Annotated in this window: 14 protein-coding genes; 8 read left to right on the forward strand and 6 right to left on the reverse strand. The window is 54.7% G+C overall.

Annotated features, from left to right (window positions below):
• The first annotated feature begins 64 nt into the window (after window positions 1-64).
• The 4 genes from IWX85_RS05595 to IWX85_RS05610 all read left to right on the forward strand — a co-directional run bounded on the left by IWX85_RS05595 (window position 65) and on the right by IWX85_RS05610 (window position 4,806).
• Window positions 65-1,465 carry a hypothetical protein gene (locus IWX85_RS05595; protein ID WP_231379563.1) on the forward strand — a complete coding sequence of 467 codons (1,401 nt, stop codon included), beginning with the start codon at window positions 65-67 and terminating at the stop codon, window positions 1,463-1,465.
• A 741-nt stretch (window positions 1,466-2,206) separates the two neighbouring features.
• Complete coding sequence (locus IWX85_RS05600) at window positions 2,207-2,902, forward strand: zinc-binding dehydrogenase (protein WP_196869047.1); 696 nt, start codon at window positions 2,207-2,209, stop codon at window positions 2,900-2,902.
• Window positions 2,903-3,238: 336 nt separating this feature from the next.
• On the forward strand, window positions 3,239-4,159 hold the full coding sequence (locus IWX85_RS05605; RefSeq protein ID WP_196869048.1) for a hypothetical protein: 921 nt from the start codon (window positions 3,239-3,241) through the stop codon (window positions 4,157-4,159).
• 62 nt (window positions 4,160-4,221) lie between these two features.
• Window positions 4,222-4,806: a DUF2726 domain-containing protein gene (locus IWX85_RS05610; RefSeq protein WP_196869049.1), complete on the forward strand. Its 585-nt coding sequence runs from the start codon at window positions 4,222-4,224 to the stop codon at window positions 4,804-4,806.
• A gap of 193 nt (window positions 4,807-4,999) precedes the next feature.
• Here IWX85_RS05610 and IWX85_RS05615 read toward each other — a convergent pair whose 3' ends face one another.
• Window positions 5,000-11,515 carry a hypothetical protein gene (locus tag IWX85_RS05615; protein WP_370584227.1) on the reverse strand — a complete coding sequence of 2,172 codons (6,516 nt, stop codon included), beginning with the start codon at window positions 11,513-11,515 and terminating at the stop codon, window positions 5,000-5,002.
• Window positions 11,516-11,823: 308 nt separating this feature from the next.
• Here IWX85_RS05615 and IWX85_RS20325 point away from each other — a divergent pair, with 308 nt between their 5' ends.
• The 4 genes from IWX85_RS20325 (at window position 11,824) to IWX85_RS05630 (ending at window position 15,603) form a co-directional block, all read left to right on the forward strand.
• Window positions 11,824-11,940: a DUF4113 domain-containing protein gene (locus IWX85_RS20325; RefSeq protein WP_231379564.1), complete on the forward strand. Its 117-nt coding sequence runs from the start codon at window positions 11,824-11,826 to the stop codon at window positions 11,938-11,940.
• 347 nt (window positions 11,941-12,287) lie between these two features.
• Complete coding sequence (locus IWX85_RS05620; protein WP_196869050.1) at window positions 12,288-13,070, forward strand: hypothetical protein; 783 nt, start codon at window positions 12,288-12,290, stop codon at window positions 13,068-13,070.
• 179 nt (window positions 13,071-13,249) lie between these two features.
• Window positions 13,250-14,425, forward strand: a complete 1,176-nt coding sequence (locus IWX85_RS05625) for a hypothetical protein (RefSeq protein WP_196869051.1) — start codon at window positions 13,250-13,252, stop codon at window positions 14,423-14,425.
• A gap of 689 nt (window positions 14,426-15,114) precedes the next feature.
• The gene (locus tag IWX85_RS05630) at window positions 15,115-15,603 is read left to right on the forward strand and encodes a hypothetical protein (RefSeq protein ID WP_196869052.1); all 489 of its coding nucleotides are present in this window, start codon (window positions 15,115-15,117) and stop codon (window positions 15,601-15,603) included.
• Window positions 15,604-16,181: 578 nt separating this feature from the next.
• Here the strand turns inward: IWX85_RS05630 and IWX85_RS05635 are convergent.
• The 5 genes from IWX85_RS05635 to IWX85_RS05655 all read right to left on the reverse strand — a co-directional run bounded on the left by IWX85_RS05635 (window position 16,182) and on the right by IWX85_RS05655 (window position 23,840).
• A complete protein-coding gene (locus IWX85_RS05635; protein WP_196869053.1) occupies window positions 16,182-16,784 on the reverse strand; it encodes a hypothetical protein in 603 nt (200 codons plus the stop codon).
• 73 nt (window positions 16,785-16,857) lie between these two features.
• Window positions 16,858-18,306, reverse strand: coding sequence for a DUF6880 family protein (locus IWX85_RS05640; RefSeq protein WP_196869054.1), 1,449 nt, complete (start codon window positions 18,304-18,306; stop codon window positions 16,858-16,860).
• A gap of 41 nt (window positions 18,307-18,347) precedes the next feature.
• A complete protein-coding gene (gene brxL, locus IWX85_RS05645) occupies window positions 18,348-20,447 on the reverse strand; it encodes a protease Lon-related BREX system protein BrxL (RefSeq protein WP_231379565.1) in 2,100 nt (699 codons plus the stop codon).
• A gap of 8 nt (window positions 20,448-20,455) precedes the next feature.
• The gene (gene pglZ / locus IWX85_RS05650) at window positions 20,456-23,062 is read right to left on the reverse strand and encodes a BREX-1 system phosphatase PglZ type A (protein ID WP_196869055.1); all 2,607 of its coding nucleotides are present in this window, start codon (window positions 23,060-23,062) and stop codon (window positions 20,456-20,458) included.
• A 55-nt stretch (window positions 23,063-23,117) separates the two neighbouring features.
• The gene (locus tag IWX85_RS05655; RefSeq protein WP_196869056.1) at window positions 23,118-23,840 is read right to left on the reverse strand and encodes a DUF1016 N-terminal domain-containing protein; all 723 of its coding nucleotides are present in this window, start codon (window positions 23,838-23,840) and stop codon (window positions 23,118-23,120) included.
• Window positions 23,841-23,844 lie beyond the last annotated feature (4 nt).

Raw genomic sequence — 23,844 nt, forward strand, 5'->3', positions numbered from 1 at the left:
GAGTGATGTGAATGCGGTGTTCTGGTCATGAAATGAAGCTGTCGGGCAGTTAGCCATCAAAGAATTGGATGCGACAACAATTCTGACACCCGGGGTGCGTGAGAGTGCTGGTCTCACCCAGCAGCAAGTGGCCGATGAAGTTCATCACCGACTCGGGCACGTGAATGAGCAGCGTAGTCGAGAAACGGGGTATCAGCGGATCGAGCGTACTGGGGACACCAGCCGCAAGTTCGCCACTCAAATTGCTCAAGTCCTGGCGGAAAAACTCGACCGAGATCCCTCTGAAATACTCTCCATTCTATGCGGAGGGGCACCAGAAGCACCCCCAGATAGTGTCGAAGAACTCGAGACGCAATTGCAATCTCAACTCGATGGTGGTCGGAACGAGATACTGAAACACGCGTTGAAACGATACGATGGAGATGATAAGCCCGTATATGAGCTTGCCCGTCACTTGGGCACTTGCATTGAAATTGCACACCTGGAAAACCGCCAGGCTGATTTCACTGAGCTGGCAGAAATAACTGGTTGGTCAGTCGAGAAATTGCTCCGTCCAACAAGTTCTCTAGGCCACTGGTTGCTGATCAAGAGTACCAAGTGGGGGCGCGAGACCGAGGTCATCCTGGGCGTAAGCGATGTTCTGCATCGTATCGAAACTGCCGGTGCGAAATGGCTTGATGCTCTTCATGAAAGTGACGCCAGGGTCTTGCTTACCAATGACGGCTTATGGCAAGGCGTCAGCCTTCAGCATCCTCGTCATGCGGCTTTGTCCGTCTCGTTCAGTTTTGTTCGGTGCACTCCATCAAGTTCCGGATTAACTTGGGTGAAACCTACCTGGTGGGATCACTTCTGGATTGATCGACTGGAGGGATGGGCCCAGAGGCACTCTAATTTTGTGAAGGGCTTCAAATCACAGACTGCGGGGCCGGAGGATTTGCGCAATCTGAGGCTTGTAGTCGCCAGCCGAACATTGCCTCGAGATATCACTACAGATTTTGACGAGCGCGACTGGCTGAAAACACTGATTGTGCACTGCGGGTCAATCGAAGATATGACCCCCCAAATACTTGAAAACTTTCGCCAAGAGGGCACTTCGCACGACTTGGTCACGAACTGGCTGAGCAGTGACTTGTGGCAAGCGCTGGAGCCTTATCTGCACCAAATGCCCATGAGCTGGTGGCGCATTCAGTCTAATGCTGGCGAAATCAGCTTAGTGCTGGAGCCGAGCCTGAGAGAAATGAACCTTCATGGAATGGATTTGACAAACTTCCCGCGCGGGGGAGTCAAGTTCATCATTTACCTTGCTGAAGAGCTTCCATCCGGAGACTTGCGGAAAGTTGCTTGGAGGGCCAAAAGCACCGAAGGCGTTACACAGGATCGTCTTCGGAAAAACCTTCATCGCTGCCAAGAAGAGATTTCAGTGGGCCCGCCACGCCCCGCTTGGCTAAAGCAAGCCAAAACCTAAACGCCAACCTTAGATTCCACGGGCTGCGCGGGCGATTGTCCCGGGCTGGCGGAGCTCGTCTCATCAATTCCGGGACTTGGAGTTTTAAATGATCAATATCTACCTTGAAAACGCGCCGAGCAAGTCTGGCGGCCCGTCTGGCGGCGGGCGTGGAAACAACCCTCCGCGTAAGTAAGCAGTATCAGGTGCCTGGCGGTTCATCCTCCAGGCATTCCGAGCGTGCCATGAAATCCAGTACAAGGGAAATCAAATGAATTTGCAGAAGCATGAACGAGAAGGGCTTTTTGCCGTCCGCCGCATTTGCCTGGGAATCAGTGCAGAGTTAAATCCGGCAGGGAAGCACCCTCAAATGATTGCTCGATTTGCTGGCAAGCAGATCCGCGTAACCGTATCCAGTTCTCCGTCATGCGCTCATTTCGTAGCAGCGCTAACGGTGCGCCTCGTTCGACGGCGTTTTTATGATATAGGCGTCAGCCTTCCTCGCCGCGAGCAGCAGTAGAAATTATCAACTCGCCGCGCGGCTGAAATTAAACACTGACCGAATTTAAAGCGTTAGCCCATGCTATATCCGGCGCACCGATAAAGCTATACGGGTCAACAGCAGTTCGCGCTAGAACTGCCGCATGGAGAACTCATTGTCCCGCACAGCGACGGTGAGGGTGTCATACAGGCTGTCGGAGTGGGAATCTCGGAAAGGGTGGCCAGCGCGTATGGCTATGGAATGGTCAATGGCAGCGGCCAATGGGTACTGCGGCTGAATTCATCGCCCTCCCCCAATCACAGGCTGTTGCGCTCCCACTGGGAGTTGACTTTGAAGTGGCAGCATGCATTGGTATCCCGGTATTGACGGCCTTGCAGGCAGTGCGTCTTGCGGGTCCGCTGGAGGGTAAAACCGTGCTGGTTACCGGGGCAGGTAACGTGGTCGGGAACTACATCACGCAGTTGGCTGTACGTCGTGGCGCAACAGTGATTGGAACAGCCGGGTCAGCCCACCGAAAGTCGCATGCCAGCGAGGCCGGCGCCTTCCACGTGCTGAATTACAAATCCGAGGCCATCGCGGAAAGGGTCAAGCAAATTACAGCCGGCCACGGCGTTGATGTAATTATTGACATGGACTTTGCTTCAACGGCTGGGCTTTTAGGCCAGGGCGTATTGAAGGCTCATGGCACGCTGGTCACCTACGGCTCAAATAGCGTTGGCGCAATTCCAGTCGACTTTCGGGCCATGCTGTTCGGTTCCTTTGGAATCAAGGCATTTCTCGTCTACGACCTGAATGACGCAGAACGCAAAATGATCACAGCAGAATTGACGGCAACGTTGGAGTCGAACTCGCTGGTCCACAAAATCGGTGCCACCTTCAGTCTGGATGAGATCGCCTTGGCGCATAAAGCAGTTGAAAACGGCACAAACATTGGAAGCGTGCAAATTGTGATGTGAGGTTGTGATCGAGGCGAGATCAAATTCAGTTTCACCCCTGAAAAAAGTGCTTGAATCTCGCTTTCCTGCTGTCGCGAAAAGCTCGAACAACGCTCAGCCAGTTGGCCATTCTTCACGGCGCCCAACACCATCAAGCCAACCACTGTAATTGGTTGGTCGCTGTGCGGATTTGGCTTTTTACGATGGCAGGCAGCTTTTCCTAGACCTCACTCAACGCCGCAGTGATGGATAGTCGCGATCAAAGCTGTGGATGTGTGCCCTCTGCGCCTTCTATCTGCTTTGCCTTGGATTCCTGCTCTACCATAGCCCAATCCCACCAGCCGCCCAAGGAAAGCCATGTTTTTAGGCATCGACGACAACACCGGTCTTGTTTACGAAAGCGCGAGCTCCGCACCCGATCGGCCAGTACTTCCGATTCCTACAGTTTCACGGGCAAAGATCATCGACGCAGCGTCGGATTGGAACCTGCTAGGCTCTGGATTTCGCGTTGACGCGCACGCTTGGCTTTTCCGTGAGGATTCGTTCGATGCGGTCACCAGAACTAGGCGCGGTAGGCTCTATCAGTCGATGATGGGAGCGCCATACCCTGATCATCAAAGCCGTGTAATGCCCTTGCCTTTCGAGCAGCTTGCTCGCGACGACATTGGTACAGATGGAAAACTGAATCGCCCGCTGAACGTCTACGCGGCGGCGACGACTTTGCTTGGGCGCGATAATCGAGGACTTGGCGCGACGCTTGCGCTGGGTACGAGCATAGCTGCCTCAGCCTGGCGCATAGTGGGCGTGGAGATCACGGCGTCAGGCGACGTTATGTTGACTCTTAAAGCGCTCTCCCCCTATGGGATCCTCCCAAAGCTGGAGGTAGCAAAAATCGACGGGAGATTTCGCGCCGAGGTTGCACAGTCGTTGCAGCGGGTCGTCGATTCAGCATTCAAAGAGTCGGCCTCGGCCGTCGTTGATCAATGCCGAGACGCCGCAGCTCTCATCGCGTCACGTTGGATTTGGCAACATTCGGGTGACGAAGAAATTCTGCGCAAAGATTTGGCTAAGGTGGCCGAGACATTGGCAGCGGATCCATGGAAGAAGTTCGCTGCTTCGAACATCGCGAAAACAATCGCCATCCTGCACTCGCGCGGGAAGAGCAACGAGCAGTTCGCCAAAGGCCTCCGGACACCGACCGAGGAGGACGCGGAGTTCGCCGTGCATGCCGTAGGATTCTTGCTTCGAGAGCTAGACTGGGTTCTATCGCCTTTCTGATCAAGCGTGCCCCCGTCTCGACCCGCTTTAATCAAATCCAAATTCCAAATTCAGGGAAAACCATGAGCACGACATCCAACTTGATAACCTTGCTCGTCGTCGCCGGGGCCGGAGCTATTGGCCTCGCGGTGTTGAGGGCGAAACTCGCGGGCCATCAGACTGTCCGGGCAAAGTTCAAGAGCAAGACGCTACTGACTCCGAACGAGTTGGAGTTTCTCGGCCGGCTCGAGGCAGCAGCGCCGGAATTGCGGTTCTTCGCCCAAGTGGCGATGGCGGCGCTGTTGGACCCAGCAGTTCCGCGAAGCGACGGAAAGGCCTACTACCGCCTGCGTGGCATGTTCTCGCAGAAAATCGTTGACTTCGTGGCGCAACGACGACTTGACGGGGCCATCATCGCCGTCATCGAGCTCGACGACCGCACTCACGACTCTGACAAGGACTCGAAGCGTGATGAGATGCTGCAAAGCGCGGGCTACCGCATCGTCCGTTGGAACTCGAAAAATAAGCCAGACGCGAGTGCAATTCGCGCCGAACTTTGCGCTGCATCGCTGCCAGAGACCACAGCCAGTGCCACGTTGGGCAAACAGCCAGCCGCGTCAGAGTCGCCTTGGGGCGGCAGGTCAGGCGCCGTTAAGCCTTCTGTCTGAGCACCGCATCGACTAAATCGTAGCAGTGGCCCATTTGGGCTTTCGTGAGTGCAAGTAAAGAATGACGGCGGAGCTCCAGAGAAGCTCGCTCATAAACATAATATTCACGACGTTGTCCGCACAAAAGTTTTTGTCATGAGCGATCTCGGCGTTGCGGTGTATCTACAAGTCCGTGATCAAGTCTGCTTCGGTTTCAATTGCCAATCGGTTGAATGCTGCGGCGGGATAGCCATTTATCGGGCAGGCCGGAAATCGCGCGGAACCGCGGATAGAAATCACGCCGTTGATCAGGGTCGAGAGTTGTAAGAGCTTCCTTGGCTTGTCGAGAGAGGCCTCGCGCCGACCAAATCTGGCCGCATTCGTCTACGACCACCATCAACGACCGATGGGTAAAGCCGCTGGTGTCGCCAACACGACCGCTCGATTTTCCTTTGTGATATTTTTGGAGTGTGAGCGATACGACAAGACTACGTTCGGACAATTTGAGCAGAGCAAGCAATGCGCCATGACTGATGTGCAATCGGTACCCAGTCTCACTCCAGGCATACTCACCCCGTCCGCCATCAGCACCCCAAGCTTCTGCGCGATATGTTATTTTCCCATCGATTAACCAGCGACGTATCACATTGTCATCCGCGACTGTCCCCAACAGGTCCAGCGTCCAATGCGATGGGAAAGGCCTGTCGAGTGCCGTGGTAGCACCATAAGGATCATGCCGATCGAGTTGGCGCTCGATGTTCGGTGTCTTTGCGACCCATTGCTGAACCGTGTGGCCGTCGCCACCGAAATGACGAGTAATTTCATCTTCATCGTCTGGCAACCATCTAAAGAAAGCTTCAGCTGACAGCATAGCCATAACCACCGCTCGAGCATCGCCGGCATTCGCCATAACGCTTTGAAGCGTGACAGTTGTGTCTTGTCCAATCGACCAACGTCCCGCGACTGGAAGCCAATCCGTCGCCACCTTGCCGTTTACCAAGCCAAGCAACGGGGCCAGCAAATTACTGTCTTCGCGGACAGTTCCTCGCTCACCACTCTCTGGCATGGGCATGTTTGCTTCCTTGGTAAGGTCGAGCGGAAATAGATCGGTGAGATCGGCAAGCCAAAGACCGTCGTCTCGGGACAACATGTACTCCCTCAGGAATGAGGCCCAAGCATCGCCGTGCCAATCCTCGCCGACAATCGCCCGTGTAGCCAGCAGATCACCGGCAACAAGCATGAGCGCATGCCATCCGAGATATCCTCCGTACGGATCTCGGTCCGGAAGATAACCCGACGACCAAGATCCGTCATGGCTGCTACGACGTGGGCAATCGGACATTCCTCGAACGTTTTTGTCCCACTGTCGAACCCATGAATTGATGCGGTCTTCCACCTCCCAGCCTGGACAGGCAAAAGCACGGCATAAGCGCTCGACCTGATTTTTGTTAAATTCATAGTCAAGGTGGAAGCCATTCTCCTGTTGCGGAGAGGCGTCTGGCCTCGGGGCATACCGGAACTCGCGATGGTTGGCTTGAGGAGCAGATGGAAAGGGTGATTGGTTTGCCGAGCCAAGCTTGGCCATAAGAACTTCGCGCTCTTCGGGTGCCAGTTCATGAGCAATCTGGCGAAGTATGTCTATTGCGAATGCACGGATTACGACGTGCGGAACCTCGGCAGAAAAGGCGATCCTTTCAAAAAATGCGCGATGGGAGCCGAATGCGCAAGCATCGTCTTTCGCTACGCGAGCGAGGGCTATCAACAGCCACAGCCGCGCATGCATTCCGTAGAAAGGGAGCTTCGCATCGCCGAAAGGCAAACTCCAGGTAGAACCAAAGCACTCGATCAGTCTTTCAATCACATCGAAGCGCCCGGCCGCCACCAAGCGCCTTACCGCATGAGCAGCACGCCAGCGCATCGCTGCAACGGGGTGGCCAAGCCTAGCCCACACAAGTCCAGCTACGAATATTGCCTCGTCGGACGGAACTGCAAATTGAGCGTCCCACGGCCCGTCTCCAACTTCAGTCGGCAGTTTTTCGGCTGTGTTCGCCAGAAACCTGTCGAGGCCCTCGGCCACTGCATCGGCACTGACGTCCGATGCCAGCTTTGCGGCAAGCGCAAGCCAGGCATTTCCGCCAAGGCTATGCGCAGTGCTCCGAAGCGCGGCAACTACGTGCTCGACAAGGGTTGCGCGATCGGCATGAAAATATTGCTCCAACCCCCGCCAGCCGCTCCATGCGTCGGTGCTTGAACTAGCGAGTTCGGCAGCGTGCTTGGTCGCCAAGCGCAGTCCCAATTTAGGCAGCGCATCGCGCATTGCCGCAGACGACTTGCCCCACGCCTCCAAGTGATCCTCCAGCGCAAGGATTTTTTCGGCCAGTGTGGCGGCCATTGCTTCAACGACCGCGCGGACAAACCCGAGACGCTCGGCGGGAGAGTTTGCTCGCTTGGCCAAATCAAGCAAAGTCAGAACCGGCCAGCGCCGTCCCGACTGGTCAATATCCTCGTTGAGTATCTGACGGTCGATATCGTCTGAATCCGTGAGGTCTACCGGAAAGAGGGTCGGCGGTTCTGTCGCTGTCGGCGTGGAAATGATCGCGTGCGATTCGGATTTGGGTTCAAGGCGAGCGAGCAGTCCCTCGATTCGTATTCGAGCTTGGGAAGCAACGGGAAGACAGCGCTCAGCGAGGTCATGTAGACCTTCGATCGTCTTCCTTGCTGGAGACAGTTGATCGTCGCGATCAATCTCGACCAGGAGCAGATCGAAGAACCATTCCCGTCGCTCTTGAGGCAGGCGGCAAATGACCTCCGACGCGAAGTCCGAGATATGCCACGTCCAAGTTTCGATTGGAGCAGCCAATCCAAACAGAGCGATTGCAGCTTCAACTGAAAGCTTCGAGCCACGAACGAGGGCAGTTAACGCTGGGCCGAGTGACAGTCCGAGCCGAGCGACGTCACGATCGTCTAGCCTCGCCAGCGTAGCTAACGTCGCCCTACCGGCAATCGGCACCATCGTTTTGGCGTATTCAGTCCAGGGAAATTTGTCATCCTCGTTCTGATTCAGTTCAAGGATGCGTGCAAGGGTGTGCCCCGCCGAAGGCGAAAGTTCGGGACCGGAATACTGGCCGGTCAGCTCGAGCAAGTGGTTTGTGCGATCGAAGTCATCTGATCCAATTGCCTCGGCAAGGTCGAGCGCACGGCGAAAATAGGCCGCAGCCTCTTCAGTACTGACTCGCCAGACTGCGCGAGCCAGATCACCGTAGGATGAGATTCTGGTTCCGACATCGGTATCAAGCTGGATCTTGCGCTCGAGGTGGCCGGCAAGGAGGAGCGCAGCATCATGGCATTGGGGGATGCGCGATAGTTGAGCGACGGTATGGGTGAGTTCCGACGTTAACAGGCCCGGGGCGCTCGTCGCCCACTCGACCATGTGTTTCGCAAGTGAGGCATCAAGCGAACCTAACGCGTCGGCGACGTCGAAAATTACTTGGAAACCGATTCGCGCAAGATAGACCTTCCCGTCCCGATATGGATAGTTGGATGACTGCTCAACCTCGCGGACTAGCCGGTCAAAGGCCGCGGCCACCACCTCCCTGCGCGCCCTCCCGCGCGGCGGAAGAATGATGTCGGCGATATCCTGCGCGTAGTTCAGCATCGGCAAGATCCGGTTGCTAAGGGTGCGTGAATAGTTCGATCGCTTTTCCTCATCGAGACCATCGCGCCTTTTACGCCGGCGTCTGGTTCCATCGAACTTCGGAGGTGCCAACTTCAGGTTGAGTGCCCTTTCGAAGGCCAGAGCGCCCCGCGATCGCGCACCTACAGGTACCAACCCGATGAATTCTGCCGGCGCTATGTCGATCAAGGCGGCTCGCTTTCCGCTCAAGGCGGCTCGAACACCGGCGGCCAACACGGTCACGTGGATCGCGCGGTCGCTCGGATAGTGGCTTGAATATTCATAGACAGTCGGCGATGTAAGTGCAGCTCCAGCGAGGATGGTCGCTGCCTCGCTCTCCAAGCCAAGCCCAATCGCCAGTGCCGATGCCAGAACACAGGCCATCGACAGGCCTTCGCTTTTACCATTTTTAGAAGGAGCGGCCGCAAGTGCTTTAATAAGCCTTCTTGCATGGGACAGGTCACGACCGACGAATGTGAGCGCAGCGGCGTAGAGTGCTCGAAATGGCAGCTGGCAATGCGATAACCGTGTTGCGACCCCCGTTTCGGGCGGATGCAGGGAATGTTGATGTCGATCCAGAAGATCAAATAAGTCCTGGAATTTAGCGAAGGCCGTGCTTTCGTCTTTACGGGCGAAGAACTCAGCAATACGCACGTCATTGCCCGCCAGCATTTCCACATAGGCGAAGCCAATATCGTCCCGCTGTTGTGAGATCGTCGAATCGATAAAGCGTGCGCTGCGTTTGGCCTGCGCAGCCCAATTGTGCCAATCGATTGATCGACGAGCGTGGCGACGGGCCTCGTCTCGGTCGCCGGCAAAGGCGTTCGCAAGCGCAAGAGCGGCGTGTTTTCCCCCAGGCCAGCCAACGTTGGTCGCGGAAAGCCGTCGTAAGGCTTCAGGGTCGCCTACCACAGCAGTGAGATCGGGATGCTCATATAGGAAGCGGTCGGATCGCTCATGTCCCGCAGCCACGAGCGACGCTTCTAGTAGCAGGCGTAGAAGATCGTCGCGCCGGTTAAGCTGTCCCGTCAGTGCTATCGCAGCAGTAATCCTCGATAAACGGATATCACGTGTGCTTACTTGTGAAGCACCTCGGGGAACACGCAGATCGTATGCCAGTTGGATGAGCTGATCGGCATTGCGTAGGGAAGTGAGTAGCGCTGGCAAAGCCCGGGCTGCATAATTTGAGATGACTTGACGTTCTTGCAGAGCGGCGATAACGCGATCTCGATCGGTTTGGCTCGCGCCGTAGTTCGAGCGGATCAAGGTCTCAGTCGGCTCGTCGCGGAACATCAGGCCATGTGGCGTTCGCTCAAGCAAAGGGGCAAGGTCGGCTGCAAAGCTTTCAACCTGCTCCGCGATCAGGCCGTGTGCTGCTGCGAGCTCATTAATGGGAACTGGGGGCACCAGCAAGGCAATTCCCGCGAGCAAAAGATCGATGTCGGCGTCGCTTGCACCGCGAGCCCGTGCAGTTTCGCGAGCGTCCTTGAGACGCTTGCGAAGCAGCACATCGAGTAGATCTAACGGCTCTCCCCGAGCGTCAGGGAAGGTCACGGGATCAAACGGCCGCCCGGTCGTGATTAGATTGTCTAGACAGCGTGGGTTGCGACCTGACCGTGTCAAAAGAGCAGCCAACTCGTCAGCCGAAGCATCCGGCACGCGTCGCCCCACGAGGACACGTACTTCTGTGTCAGTGAACAATGGAACGGGAAAAGGACGATATGAAGTATCGCCGGTTGCCAGCGCGAGTCTTTCAGTCCTGCATGATGCGATGATGCGAACGCCATTGATCGGGTCAACGCTGATACTGCGCATGAGAAGATGCGCGAATGATGATGTCGCGGTTTCCTGCGCGGCAAGCCCAGCGTGGTCAATCGCGTCCAATACCAGTGAAACATATGCATCGCGGCGTGTTTGCCGCGCCGTCGCTACTGATTGCGCAAGCCGTCGGCGGAACGCCCTCAGCAAGCCCGTTACGTTCGTTACTGGCAACAGAATGTCGCACAGGCCTTGCCCAGCCATAAGATTAGCAAGATGGACGAGCGTCCTTTCCGGAAGGTGCCGACCGTCGGCAGGATCCCGCCAGCGACCAGCGCCGAACCCATCGAAGAGCACCACAGGTCCATCGGCTCTCAATCGGTCGGCGAGGCCTTGCATCAAAACAGTCTTGCCCATGCCCCCGGCAGCATGGATGACGAGAGGAAGACCAGATTCGTGGGAGAGGAATGCAATTGCGTCAAGAACGTTACGCTGAATGACTTCCTTAACCTCCGGGAACGCGTCAGGCGTTGGATACAAAATTTCCTCGTGCTCCACTCCGAGTTCAGCCAATACAGCTATTCGATCAACTCGTTTGTCCGTCTCGCTTCCTGGGCCGGCCTTGATCCTTATGAGATTACGTAATTTGAGCAGGCGTTTTTCCGCATCCGGATCCCCTGCTTCGCTCCATGCAGCAAGTGTTGTTGAGATTGCACGCTCAGCCTCCGTCAAGCTTCCCTTGCTCCCGACTAATTCCATTCGCCGAAGCAGATTAGCAAAGGAATGGGGATATTCTTTTAAAGCCTGAATGATTTGTTCAGCTTGGCGGCCTACATCACCGAGTCCTTGGGTGCCTGCGACAACCAATGAGATCGCCTTACCTAAGTTCTCGTGGATTGGCCTATTCGTGGCAAATTCATACCGGACTACAGCATGAACATGGTCATCGCCATGCTTGGTACGAAGCTCCGCATCAGTGACGGCAAACTTGGCAAGAGTTGATGCCAAGTCAGCAGCTCGAACTGCCGTTTCGGCGCTTGCAATCGAATATTTGAACTGAACGACTGTGACTCGATGCGCCCGGGCAACATCGGTGGCGCCGTGGTAACGGACAAGATCGGCAATTTCGACCGCGCCGATACCCAAGCTTTGTTCATCTCGTTCATCGAAACCCTCAAGCGTGATTGCGGTAAGGTCGGTAGACGGCGGCAGGAGTTCAAGAGCTGTGCGCGCAGCCCAAGCTTCATGAAATGCATGGCCCGCCTTTGACGCTCGAACTTTATCGATTTCTATAGGCACTTTTTTTGAATCGGTTTCACTTATGGCCAGCGTGATTTACATGGTCTATGTGATTTTTTCATTTCAATTCCAACCATTTACCACAATCAAATGAATACCGAGTGCTTTTTGTATTGGGGCGACCAGTTGCGAACGCTTCATTGTCGCCCACAGAGCATGACATGTACATTCTCACCACAAGTTACAGCCGTTTCGTCATCGTTCCGCAGCATCGCCCACGTGCTGACACTGGCGCAATCTGTTCCGGATGAGTGTTGGGCCTGCAATCGATCTATCGGTCAGGGTAGCAATAGGCAAAGGCTTCCGTCATGCTAGTGAATATCCAGCCAAATCACATCCAGCAAGACGAACTGGAGCTGGACGACCTGATCGATACGACACGTCTTATGTCAGCCCTGGACACCATCAATCAGCGTTACGGCTGAGGCACCCTAAAGACGGCCAGCGCCTGCCTTGGCGGTCACAGACGGATCTCGTCGATAAAGCAGGAAAGGCGCATGCTCCGGTACACGATCTGTATTGCCAAAAAGCCGATTTTCATAGCGTAGTTGACCATTTCGAATGTATTTGAATGGAGCAAATACATCCGCGTCAACGCGAGAAAACAGCTCTTCATTGAACGCAATCGAAAAACTCGAAATCGAGTGCAAACAGCCAAACTGAAATGGCGTTTTCGGGTCGTTTCAGCCCCCGGAAATCATTGAAGTCTTGACAATTGAAGAGCACAAGTATTTGTGTGTCCTCCTTCTCTTCTAAGCACTTCAAGGCCAACATGAAATCCAACGATACCGCCCAAAATTCCAACGTTTTTGTCAGCAACTTGCCTCCGAAAGCAGGCATCCAATCTGGTTATGACGCGTCACTCTTGCCCTTCCCCAAATCAACATTGCCGAAAAAGCGTCAAAAGATTTCCGATCTGGGGAGTGAGGTTTTTAAGATTCTCACTAGGACCGGAGTCAAGTTTCGGGATCAAGACTTGCGTCTTGACTACAACCTCACCGAAAAAACAGATGCATTCAGCATGCTCATTACAAATCGCGATTTCGATGTGCATCAAACAGCGCCTCAGTCGATTGCGACGGCAATGATCATTTCCGCAATTGCCCTTCAAGCAGAAAAGTTTCGAACCACTTTCAGGTACGCAATTCCGAAGCGATTGTCATTCGAGGACGTACTGGAGGCAATGGACAAAATTGCCTGCGTAATTGGACCTCTTGCAGACTATCGAATCTTCGAGATGAATGTCGAAACGGCAGCGACAGGCATTCACCAATGTCGAGATCAAGACGCTGCGCTGTTTGATAAAGACGGCAAATGCAACAAAGCCGTGCTTCAATCGCAAGCCGAAAAATTGTCGGTGGTACGTGGCGAGGGCCCTGTAGAAACCATCGAATTCATCAATGATGCAAAGCCAATCGAAATTGCGCGCGCGGTTAAACGCGCTGGCGTATTCGATTTCTCTGTGGGCACCGTCCCAGTCAATAACGTGCGGTTCATGAATAAGCTCGAGAAGCATTTGAAACAACAGAGACTGTTTGCAGCAAAAGCACACTGAGCGCAATGGCTGTTAACCACCATCGAATCGGCATCACAGAATTCCGTCGATGGCCTCCCAAGCAGCCATCTGGATACAAAGGAACTCCGTTTCCTTGTATCCGAGAAATCATCTCCTCTATTCGGATAGCACAGTGCAGATAAATTGCAATCTTCGCCGGATACAAACGAAACCGCATCATGAACGAAATCGCCATTCCGCCACGCTGCATCTTTATTCGCCAAATGACAGCGGCACCCGTCGGCGTGAAGATTCCGGCACGAGTCCGTAAAGGCCGAGCTGAGACTCACACTTGGAACGTTGCCCAATGGATTAACGAACTCATCCGAGTCCCCGCAAACTCTCACCACGTCACCAACAAACTCGTCCCCGAGTCAATTTTCGGACTCGAGATTGATGAGCTTCCTGCGTATTGCGAGGAACTCTTGAAGAAAGCGGCCGCGCAAACGGAGACATATCGGCGCCGTGGAAAGACTCACGTCCGCAAGCAAAAAGCTACGCAACCGATCCTCCTGTGCGTTGTGGCTTCTTACCCTGAACCCGACATGCAGGACACCGACAAGCGCAGGAAATGGCTGGCCCTGACATCGGAGACGATGCAAGCTTGGTATGGAGACAATTTGATTTGTGGCATATCTCACTCCGATGAAGCGTTTTTTCATGGGCACTACCTTGTCCAGTCTGGCAACGGCGGTGGCACCCCAGTTCGTCACATGCATGCAGGGCACGCGGCTGCGGATGCAGAGCCAGTGAAATCCAAAAAAGGTCAGGCCTATCGCGCCGGGTGCCAAAACCTGCTCGACGAATTTTGGGAACGTGTTGGCAATCCCATGGGTTGGCTTCGCATGTCCCCCAATCCCCGCCCCAAAGGCCGCGTCAGCCGCTCGCAGGCACAACGCAATCGCCAGCATCAGCAAGAAAACGAAGCCGCAGAACTTCGAAAACGCAATCTCGATCTCGAACAGAAAGCGGAAGCGTTGGCGGCTGCGCAGGCGGTCCACCACGAAAACGAAAAATACTTCGACTCCGACCTTGCCGAGGGTGAGTCTTATCTAAATCGGCGACTGGCGGAGATCGATGCCGCAGATGATGCCTTGCAACGGCAACGTGAACTGGTAAATGCGATGAAGGACGAATACGAGTCAAACAAGGTGCGCATCGAGTCAGAGGCCGCGGTAATGTGGAAGGTTATTGGCGAGGCCGCAGCGACCACGAAGGCGTGGCAGGGAGAGGTGCGGGACCAGGTTGCTCTTGAAGCACGGGTGGCGAGGATGCGGGGGAAGGTCAGGCTGGGTGGTGGGAGTAGACGTGCGGGTGGCGAGGACGATGACGATTTGTCCGATGTGCCGTTTTGAATTGCTTGAGACGATCAATGATGGCCATAGGGCTGACCTCATTAAAACCGAAGCAGGGCCTGTGCCGCACTTGGTGTTATGCGCTGTACTGCGAAAAGCTTCATCACTTAAGGCCATCGTCTTCCCGGAATCTACTTCGACTCACTCGAAAAGCCGATATGTTGTATTTGAACAACGTTTTTCGCATTTTTTCGTTTAATTGATGGACAAGCAGAAATATTGCAACAGTAAAAACCGCATATCCCCTACATTTCATTATGTCAAATGCGTAAGCAATTGATCAGTTTTCCAGATGAAGCGGCTGATCGAGCTGTTAATTTGGAAAGATAGTCCCCGATATACGGGGGCGCTTAATCGCTGACACGGTGATTAGGTTACTAGTCGATGTTGAGTCACACCATGTCCCGAGGCATGGCTTGAAGGATTATGAGTGGGACCATTGGTTTCACTGCGCAAATATGGCTTGCGAAAAATTGCCTAGTTCGTGTTGGCAGCTGAAAACTTCCAACATTATCAAGTCGTTACTTGACACGCGTGTCCGGCGTTCGAAGTAACAAAACCAATCGAAGAGATAGAGACTACTGTCAGTTCGCGCTTTCAATGCGGCTGGTTAACTGTCTATGCGTAATGCTGCGCATGGACAACCGTCTTTGTCTTTTCACGTGTGAAACTGCTTGAAAGGAAAAATTATGCGCACTACAGAAAATGAAACTTTAAGCCTCGCTTCCCAAATCACGAGCGATTGCTTCTATGGCCAACAGGCCGCGATGTTCTCCAAAAGTCGGGCTGAAAGGTACGAGGCTGAGCACAACAGGTTGAAGCTCTCTAATGAAACGGAAAGAATGTTGATTTCCCTCGGCCGGCTTCAAGCGCTTCAAATGCATGGAAGGGCCATGCTTGCCGGAAAATTTAATAAGGCGGAATTTGCCGACCTCCTGAGTTGCTTCCAAAATGAGATCTTCTTTCCGGATGCAATTGACGACATTGCAGGGGCATTGGTGGATGACGCTGATGAAAATCAGTTTCTGGCTCAGAAAGTGGCACAACTTTCTCACTTGGAGCGCTACGCATTAGCGGATCTCCTTGAGTTGACTTGGTATGGGCAGAACGATGAAAGTGATGTCTTTGAGATCGCTGAATCTCTGGGAATGAAATTTGCAAATTCCAACAACCGATAGCCGAGCAAGTGCCGAATAAAGGGGGCCTTAGCTGGCCCCCATTTGATGAGGCAAATCGCACGACTCCCGGTTTTTTGGTAATGGTGTCACGCCATACTCTCGGCTGCCGAACAGGCAGTTAAAAAAATGCCCCGTCTTCAGGGCCTTCACGAACAAAATGCTGCGCGCGCAGCCTGGACGACCGCTTTGAATCGAGCGCTGAGAGCTTGGCATTTCGCCCCGCGTGCCGGGGTTCACAAATGCTTGGTGACCACCGCTTGCGGACGAGCACACTGCCCCGCGTGCGGGGATAGGAAGTACGTCACCATCTTGGTGAATTAGAAGTTAGTTTTGATCTGAGTAATCGGAATGAATATTTCGTCACCACAACGGTGATTTAGAAGAGACTTGGCAACGAGGCTTGGAAACAAGCAAATCACCCCGCTCGCGGGGATAGTTCGCCACCATCCTGGTGGATAGATGGGCCGGCCCCTTAAAAGGCTGGCCCATCGCCTTTGTGTGGTGTCAATGAAAAACAAATCAACATCTTTTTAAACCGTCAAGGTTTTCACAAAGGTTCGGGCCAGCTCGTGAAAAATTCAATTATTCGGGTCGTCAATTGGATCTGCGATCTGTAGCTTGAACTGATAGCCCTCGAAGGTCATCAGCATGTGGCCAAATTCTTTCCACGTCACTTCTCGTCCATCAATGATGAGCATCGGCGCACGCGAATCGAAAAGACTACCCTCATCGGACAAGTCAGCCTCTATGTGACCGCGCACCTCCATATCTTTGATCTGCAAACCATGTGCCGTATCGGCAAGGTAGCCGATTGCCAATGAACGACGGATTTTCTGAACCAGCCGACCCAACTGGGTAAATCTGTCCTCATATGGATCGGCAACCATCTGAAACCGGTAACCCGATGGTGTACCTACTTCCAACTCAAAGGCCTCCAGCACCACCATGTCCGCGCCCATTAACCGAGTCCGAAAATGAAATATGTGGCTCACACCGGCCACATCTAGCAGCGAAATAGGATCTATGCCGTGGTTGTCAAAATTGTCGATGCCGGAGCGCTCAGCAACATCCGCATTGAAGCACTTGGTACAGAACTCCTGGCTACCCGATTCCGCGGTGTAGTGAATCACTTCATGGCTCGCCACATGATTTCCGCAGCGTTGGCAAATGGTTAAATCCACGTATTTCCTTCGTCTAGCACCCAGTGCATGGTGCATTCCCTGGTCTGGACGGATGAGGCGATGTGCATAATCGCTACTCTGAGTCTGTATTCATTCGGCCAGCGCCAAACGCGGCTGACAGGCGTTCGCCTGGGGCATTCACCCGCGCCCAAAAGCCCACCTTACGTGAATTTTTTGCACGCACGCCAGCTTCATATTCCGCGTGCGAAACCAAAGGCGCCAGCGTTTCACACCCGGCATCGATCTCTTTTAATTTCCACCAGTACCGGGCTGCATGTCCATAGGCGGGGCTGTTGGCGCGCTCCAGAATACTATTGAGCAGTGCCCGATACAACACGCTTGCACCCCGCAAGCAATGATGCACAAGCAGGGCTTCGGCCATCGCTGGCAAGGCGCCGTAGTGGCGACCATCGACAAGGTTAGCCGACCCAATCAGTTTGGCTTCTGCATCCTGTACCTCATCGAGTGCAAGCAATAGCTGCGCAGCGACGCACGGGTCGGAACAAACAAGTGCCAGTTGTCTTGCATGTTCGTGCGCTTGCGAGTGGTCCGCCACTGGCAATAATTCAAGCCAACGCTGGTAGTCGTACACCGCAAGCGACTTTTCAAATAACTTCTTCCGTAGTTCTGCACTCTCCTGACCGCGCCCCAGCCGCGCCAAGGTGTCAGAAAGCAAGCTTTGGCGACGGCCCTCGAATTGTTCCCAGGAATCTTGCAGCCATGGCAAAGCCTCCTCGGGTCGATCCGCTTTTAGGTAAGCCGCCACAAACGATTCCTTTTGCAGGCCATTGGGCTTCGGGCTGTAACTGCATACTGACCGAACCAGCACTTCGGGGTCATGCAAGGCCTCGGACAGCAACGAAAGTGCGCCCGACAACCGGTACACACCAGACGGCAAACTGGCGCGACTGTTTACGGCCGCATCAGATGCAAGCGCACCGGCCAATTCCTGTTCAAATTTAGCCACCAGCAGGCGCAGACCCGCTTCATCGAGCAGCAGTTCGGCACGTCGCAACAATGGCTCCCGAGCACCGTATTCGTCGCCGCAGTAAAGTACGACGAGCCGCTCTGGCCACTCGTCCGCCGGGCTCTCGCAACGACGTGCTGCCTGGAGCCAATGCACACAGGCACTGCGAACCGCGTCACCAACACAACCGTCCGAATCATCGGCACGCTCAAACCATGAGGCGTCGGATTCAATGAACAATTCAAATAACGCCAATGCCGCCGGCGGATCTTTGGGGAGCAACTCACTTTTGACCTGCGTTAACCAAAGTTCCAGTTCCTGCCCAAAAGCGGGCGACTCCCGGTAGGCATAAAACTTTTTAGAGCGGCGCCAGGCAGACAGGGTCTTGCGAAATCCTGCCGCCATCTTGTCGGGACGGTCCATCAATTTCAAGCGCGCCAGTCGTTCGTTCACACCGTCGTATTGCGATGCCAATTCCAGCAACACGTCCACCAGAAGGCCAGACTTTTGGCGCTTCAAAAAGGTTGCTAGATCTTCAGTCGCTTGTTTTTCCATGGGGCTTGGTCATTATCAATGCAGGGGCAATAGCCAAACAGCTACTCGACACCCAGCGCCTTAAACACCGCATCCACAGGATCAGAATAGAAACTGGTCTGAAACTTTGCAAACAGTTCCCCGGGCACAGAAGGAATGTCAGTCACGCTGGACATCGGCAACAGAATGCGTTTTGCGCCGGCATCAAAGGCCACTTGCATGCTCTCCGCCAAATTACGAACTTGCACGATAGTTCCCCCAAGACTCATGTCCCCAAGCACTGCCAACTGCGACTGCACAGGCTTGGTGAGCGCAGCGGAGCACAGCGCAATGAAGCTTGCCAGCGTCAACGATTGCGGAACTCCAGTGTTTTGGAGTTCCACCAGATGACTGTGAAAGTCTCGTTCGCCTGGTTTGATCGATGCGCTGACTCTGGACGAGTTGGCTTTGAAATAGTCAAACGCCACCCGCATGGCATCACGTGGCGCTGAACCGGACACGTTGATCTTGCCGCCACCTGGAATGGACTGGATCTCCATGCGGTAAATGCCAGGCATCTCACTTGACCCCATGCTGATCGTGTGCAAAGTGCCTGGCTGCAAGCGCCCTTCCGGCACCAGCGCTCCACCAGATTGTTCGGGCACCGTGACGAATCGTTCCACACCATCTTCCAGGTCGATGTAACTGAAGTGGACGTCATAAAACTCCATACCGCCAATTTTCTTGAGCTGTTCTTTCACGCGGCGGCGGGCCTCCAACGCGTATTCCAGGCACTTGCGCACGGTGTCTTTTGTGTATTCTCCGTTCGGCGACACCAGCTTCAAAAGTCCCGAGGTAGTACGGCGCACGGCGATCGTGTCGCGCTGATTCAGGTTATTGCCCATCTTGAACCACTTGTCTATGGCATCGGCAAAGCTGTGCTTGCGCATCTCCCGCAGGTACTCAGCCAGGTAGTCAACGATCAGGCCGTACTGGTTCGTGAAGAACTCAGGACGCATCTTGGGGATTTCCCAGCCAGGCACATAGGCATGGAAGCGGTCGAAGAAGGCCGAGTCAATCATGGCTTCAGGGAACGGGGCCAGCAGGTGGGACGTCTTGACCAGCGACTCAACACTCTGGTTAATATTGCCGACGAACACCATGGATGCGCTGGCATTGATCGACTCCCTGCCCCGGCTGAAAGAACCGGAAGCCATGTAATCCTTCATGATCTGCACGCCATCGTGGTCTTTGAAGTTGATGCCTGCCACTTCGTCAAAAGCCACGCAGTCCCACAAGCCCACCAGCCCAACTTTACGGGCGCCCATATTGTAAAACAAATTGGCCACGGTGGTCTGCCCACCAGACACCAATATGCTGTTCGGGCTGATTTCTTTGTAGATGTGGCTCTTACCCGTGCCGCGCGGTCCCAACTCGCAGAAGTTGTAGTTGTTCTCTACCAGCGGAATCATGCGGGCCAGCAGGTGCCATTTCGCGCGTTCCTTGAAATGGCTGGGCTCCATGCCCGTCGAGCGAATCAATGCGTCAATCCATTGCTCGTCCGTGAAAGCCTTGCGAGCTTCGAACAAGGCAGCCATGTCCATGTTGGGCATCTGGATCGGCTTTAACTCAGTCACCGAAAACGGCGAGCCCTTCTGGTCTTCTTCAAAGTGGTACTTCAAAGTGATGATGCACCAGATACCCCCCACCAGCAGCTTTTCGAATTGGCGCACATAGGTGTCGGAAACTTCAGCGTTCTTCACACCCAGATTCGACAGCAGGGCCTCGTAAACGTCGCGCTTTTCATTGAGCTTGACGGTCACTTTGTCGATAACTTTGTAAGTACCGCTCTCTCGCACCTTGGACTTCACCTTTTCGGCCTCGTCTGGTCGCACGTAGTTTTCGGCAAGGATGCGTTTCACGTTTTGCAGGCCATTTTGAATAACGCCTTCATCGTTGCTCGCGCAGTACATGCCCAGCAGGTACTCCAGCACGTACACCGGGACGTTGGCACCTTCCTTGATCAGCTTGGTCAGATCCTTGCGAACCACCTTGCCGGCAAAGTGGGTGTTCAGCAAGTCATCCAAACTGCTATTCAAAGGGAATTCAGCCAAGGGCTCCAGTACGGTGTCGAGTTCGCTACCGAGCACGACCTCGGGTTCGTTTTCAGGGCTTGTCGTCATATCAATTCTTAAAAATCATTGCCAAAGGCCAAATCCACCTTGATGGGGAGTCGCAGCACTTCTACCTTGGTCGCTGCGTCTCGCATTACCAGGTCATAGCGTTTGTGGGGGTCATGGGTACCGCTTTGCACCGTCAGGTAAACCGAACGCTTGCGTTCATCCAGTAACTGCGAAATGCTGTCGAACGTCAGGGACTGCTCATCGCTGATCATCGCTTCCCCGTCACGCAACGACACGACCACGCTGCGGGCCAGCACGCGCTCAGAAACAGCGTCGGTCTGGATAAACTCAAACCGCTGGGTGTTCGTGACCACTTTGTTGGTGGAACCCAGCAAGCTGATGCTGACCGAACGGGTTTTAGCCCCGTCGGCATCACTCACACGCACAGTGATCAGTGGCACCACCACTTCTTGCGGCATGGCACTGCCGTGCACAAAGCGTGCGCCACCGGCAAAGTGGAACCGGCTGGCACCCTTGGGCACCCAGAAGTCCAGACTGCCTTCAGCAGTGGTACCGGCAGTGACCGAAGTGTTGCCACTCCAGGCCTTGGGCGTCACGCCCAGGTCTCGGCCAATCAGATAACGCTTTTTGGCAATCACGGTACCCGCTGGCTTGTCGTTTAACGCCGACTTATCGGCTACATCCAAGGCGGGCTCTTGGTACATGAAGCCGTGGTCGGCCGTTACTAGCACGTTGGATCCATTCAACGTGTTGATGATGAAGCCCAGCACGCTCGACAGCTCTTGAACCGTTTGCGCCGCCGCCTCAAACGTCTTGGTCTCTGAGGCTTGTTTGTCGCCAATCATGTCGATGCGGTCATGGTAGACATAGACCAAGCGGTGATCGCGCACCAGGTCCCGGCCCTTGTCCTTGCCTAGAGACATCAGGTCTTCTGCCTTGATGGCCAGGCCACCAAAAGGCTTGAGGTGGTCGCTGCGTTGCTCCAGCGTGGCCACGGTGTGTCCATCGGCCAGCACTTCCACCGTGTTGCCCTCCCTATAGGCAAGCGTCTGGTGGGGCAACAAGGCCGCCATGCCCAAAGCGGTGTAGCTGGGTAACACGCCCAACATGCCCTCCAGCGTTGCCTTGAAACGGTTCTTGCTATTGGTGTGCTGCACCAGTTCATGCGCCACTTCAAAACGGAAGGCGTCCGAGATCACCACAAACACTCGTTTCACAGCCCCCTCGTACAAAGGCAGCACTCTTTGTGCAAAGAAGTTCTGCTGGGGCGTGACCTCCGGTAGCTGCCAAGTAGCCAGTAGCCCCTGCGGCCCTTCGACGACCTTAGCCCATGCAGTGCCGAGATGGGGGATGTACCAGCCGGAGTAAACGCTTTCAATTAAAGCCCGCAACTCATGCAGCACCGCCCAACCCGTGGGCTCCACCGCATCGGCAGCATTGTGAAAGTGCCGGTACAACTGGTCGAAGCGAAACAGCGCATCACGGTACTGGGCAAAAGCCGCTGCTGCATCCGTAAAACTGAAGCCCGCAGCATGCATGGACTTTAATGAGAAAAAATCAGCGGCCGCCGTCAATGCGTCATAGCACGCCGCCAAAGCTCGGGTGTGGTCGTGGGCGCTGACAAGCAACGGATTTGCCCAATGGCCATCGCGGCGACGTGCAATGTGCACCCGCACCACGTCCATATTGGCACCAGCGCCGTCCACAATGCGCTTTTTAAGGTCTTGCACCACACGCAATTCGACCTCTTCAAACGTCATGCACTCGACCAATTGTTCAGCAGACTGGCCTGCCAACAAGCTGTTCAGCTCAAGCTCTTGAGCAATCGCCTGCGCCAAGGCGTTGTAACTACCGAATTGAGCAATGTCTGAGCGCCAACGGGCAACAAAAACTGAGGCATTTGCAGCCAGGGAGCGCTCGGGCAACACAAAGTGCGTTAATTGTCTAGGTGCATCGCCCACCAGGCTTCGGCAAAAGTCTGTCACCAAAATGCGCACCAGCAGATCCCGCAAAGTGGGGTTTGGGTCCATGTACCCCAGTTGCTGCTGCACCAGATCCCAAAAGGCGGGCAACAGATCATTCGCACCAACGTCCTGCCATGCTTTTGGCTGCGCAGCCAGGTCGGCCACACCGTCAATGACAAAACCTGCATAAAGCCGCTGCAACATCACGAACAATTCTGGCGAATCCGCCCTGACCAACACCGCCAACATCTTGCGATCCATATCTTGCGCCGAGTCTCCAGGCAAAACCAGCCGCTTGAGCTTTTCCACACGGTCCTTGGCGCGCAGAAACTTGGAGCGGTCTTTTAGGTGGCTGCGCAAGGAAAGTGTTGTCAGTCCCAAGTCTTCCAGCAAGATAGAAGTTGAATCAGCGCGGAATGACTTGGACCGCAGGCGTACGTCCAGCAGCCAGTCTTTGGTCGGCTCGGGCTCGGGTTGGGTGCTGTAGACCAACCAACGTCGATCAGGAGAACGTTCCATGTCCAGCTTGATACGCAGCGCGGGCGTTTCATCCAACCGAACGAGACGCACACCATCCAGCGCAAAATCACCCACAGCCGTTGAAAACTCTGCATCAACGTCATGCCAAAACACCACTGAGTGGCTGGAAAAAAAAGCCTTCAGGCTGTCGGAAATGCGTTGTTGGCTCATTGAAACAATTTTCTAGTTACTTCGCGCAAGGGCCCAACGACTGCAAGCCGATATTTCACGTCATGCATGCCCAACTCCATTTGGCGAGGACACATTGGCGCTTCACATCCAGCTTGTTGTGCGGCGCTGTCATGGCCATGAAGTCGAAGGTGTAGGGGTCTTTCAGCGTTTGCTGGGCCAAGTCGGACTGTGGCAATGTCAGTGGCAAGGTGTGAGAAAAATTGGTCACCGCCTTGCCAGTGCGGGCAAACAAGCTGGACTTGAGTTGCAGCGCCAGTATGTCGCGGCTCCAGCCGTGCTCAAGCGTTTGGCCGAGGTAAAAATTGGCATTGGCCACGTTGGCGCACTTGGTGAAAATATGAATATTGTGCTCCCAGGGAATTCGGGCCAGCACGGTGGCCAGCTCGCCATCGACACCGATCCACGGCGTATCCGACGTAAGGGCCAATTTGGCAACGGCCTGTTGCCAAATTGCGGGGTCGCAGTAAAAGCGAAAGAAGGCCCGGCAGTAGCGCAGGTTTTTTGAAGAGAAACCGCCGATTTCCGGAAAAGTTTGTTGCAGGTCTTTGCTGAAGGCGTCGATGAATCCACTGCCCCAGTTCGACCGTGCCTCCCGATCCACAATTTGCGCGCCCAGCTCGTAGTAGAGGGCGATCAGCCCGCTGTTGGCTGCCAACGCCACCCGCAGGCGTGTGGACGCTACGCGCTGCTTGATGGCGGCAAGCCACTCTTGGTACTCGGCCAGCGCACTGGGCGGCAGAGTTAGGGGATGGGTCATGCTG

Source organism: Polaromonas sp. CG_9.11 (assembly GCF_015752225.1).
In the GTDB taxonomy this organism is placed as follows: Bacteria; Pseudomonadota; Gammaproteobacteria; order Burkholderiales; family Burkholderiaceae_C; genus Polaromonas.

Bases quoted from the DNA above. Each gene is read 5' to 3' on its own strand.
- pglZ (WP_196869055.1), bottom strand. From the start codon at position 23,062: ATGAGCCAACAACGCATTTCCGACAGCCTGAAGGCTTTTTTTTCCAGC.
- IWX85_RS05625 (WP_196869051.1), top strand. From the start codon at position 13,250: ATGAACGAAATCGCCATTCCGCCACGCTGCATCTTTATTCGCCAAATG.
- IWX85_RS05655 (WP_196869056.1), bottom strand. From the start codon at position 23,840: ATGACCCATCCCCTAACTCTGCCGCCCAGTGCGCTGGCCGAGTACCAA.
- IWX85_RS05640 (WP_196869054.1), bottom strand. From the start codon at position 18,306: ATGGAAAAACAAGCGACTGAAGATCTAGCAACCTTTTTGAAGCGCCAA.
- IWX85_RS20325 (WP_231379564.1), top strand. From the start codon at position 11,824: ATGCTAGTGAATATCCAGCCAAATCACATCCAGCAAGACGAACTGGAG.
- IWX85_RS05620 (WP_196869050.1), top strand. From the start codon at position 12,288: ATGAAATCCAACGATACCGCCCAAAATTCCAACGTTTTTGTCAGCAAC.
- IWX85_RS05600 (WP_196869047.1), top strand. From the start codon at position 2,207: ATGGGTACTGCGGCTGAATTCATCGCCCTCCCCCAATCACAGGCTGTT.
- IWX85_RS05630 (WP_196869052.1), top strand. From the start codon at position 15,115: ATGCGCACTACAGAAAATGAAACTTTAAGCCTCGCTTCCCAAATCACG.
- brxL (WP_231379565.1), bottom strand. From the start codon at position 20,447: ATGACGACAAGCCCTGAAAACGAACCCGAGGTCGTGCTCGGTAGCGAA.
- IWX85_RS05605 (WP_196869048.1), top strand. From the start codon at position 3,239: ATGTTTTTAGGCATCGACGACAACACCGGTCTTGTTTACGAAAGCGCG.
- IWX85_RS05610 (WP_196869049.1), top strand. From the start codon at position 4,222: ATGAGCACGACATCCAACTTGATAACCTTGCTCGTCGTCGCCGGGGCC.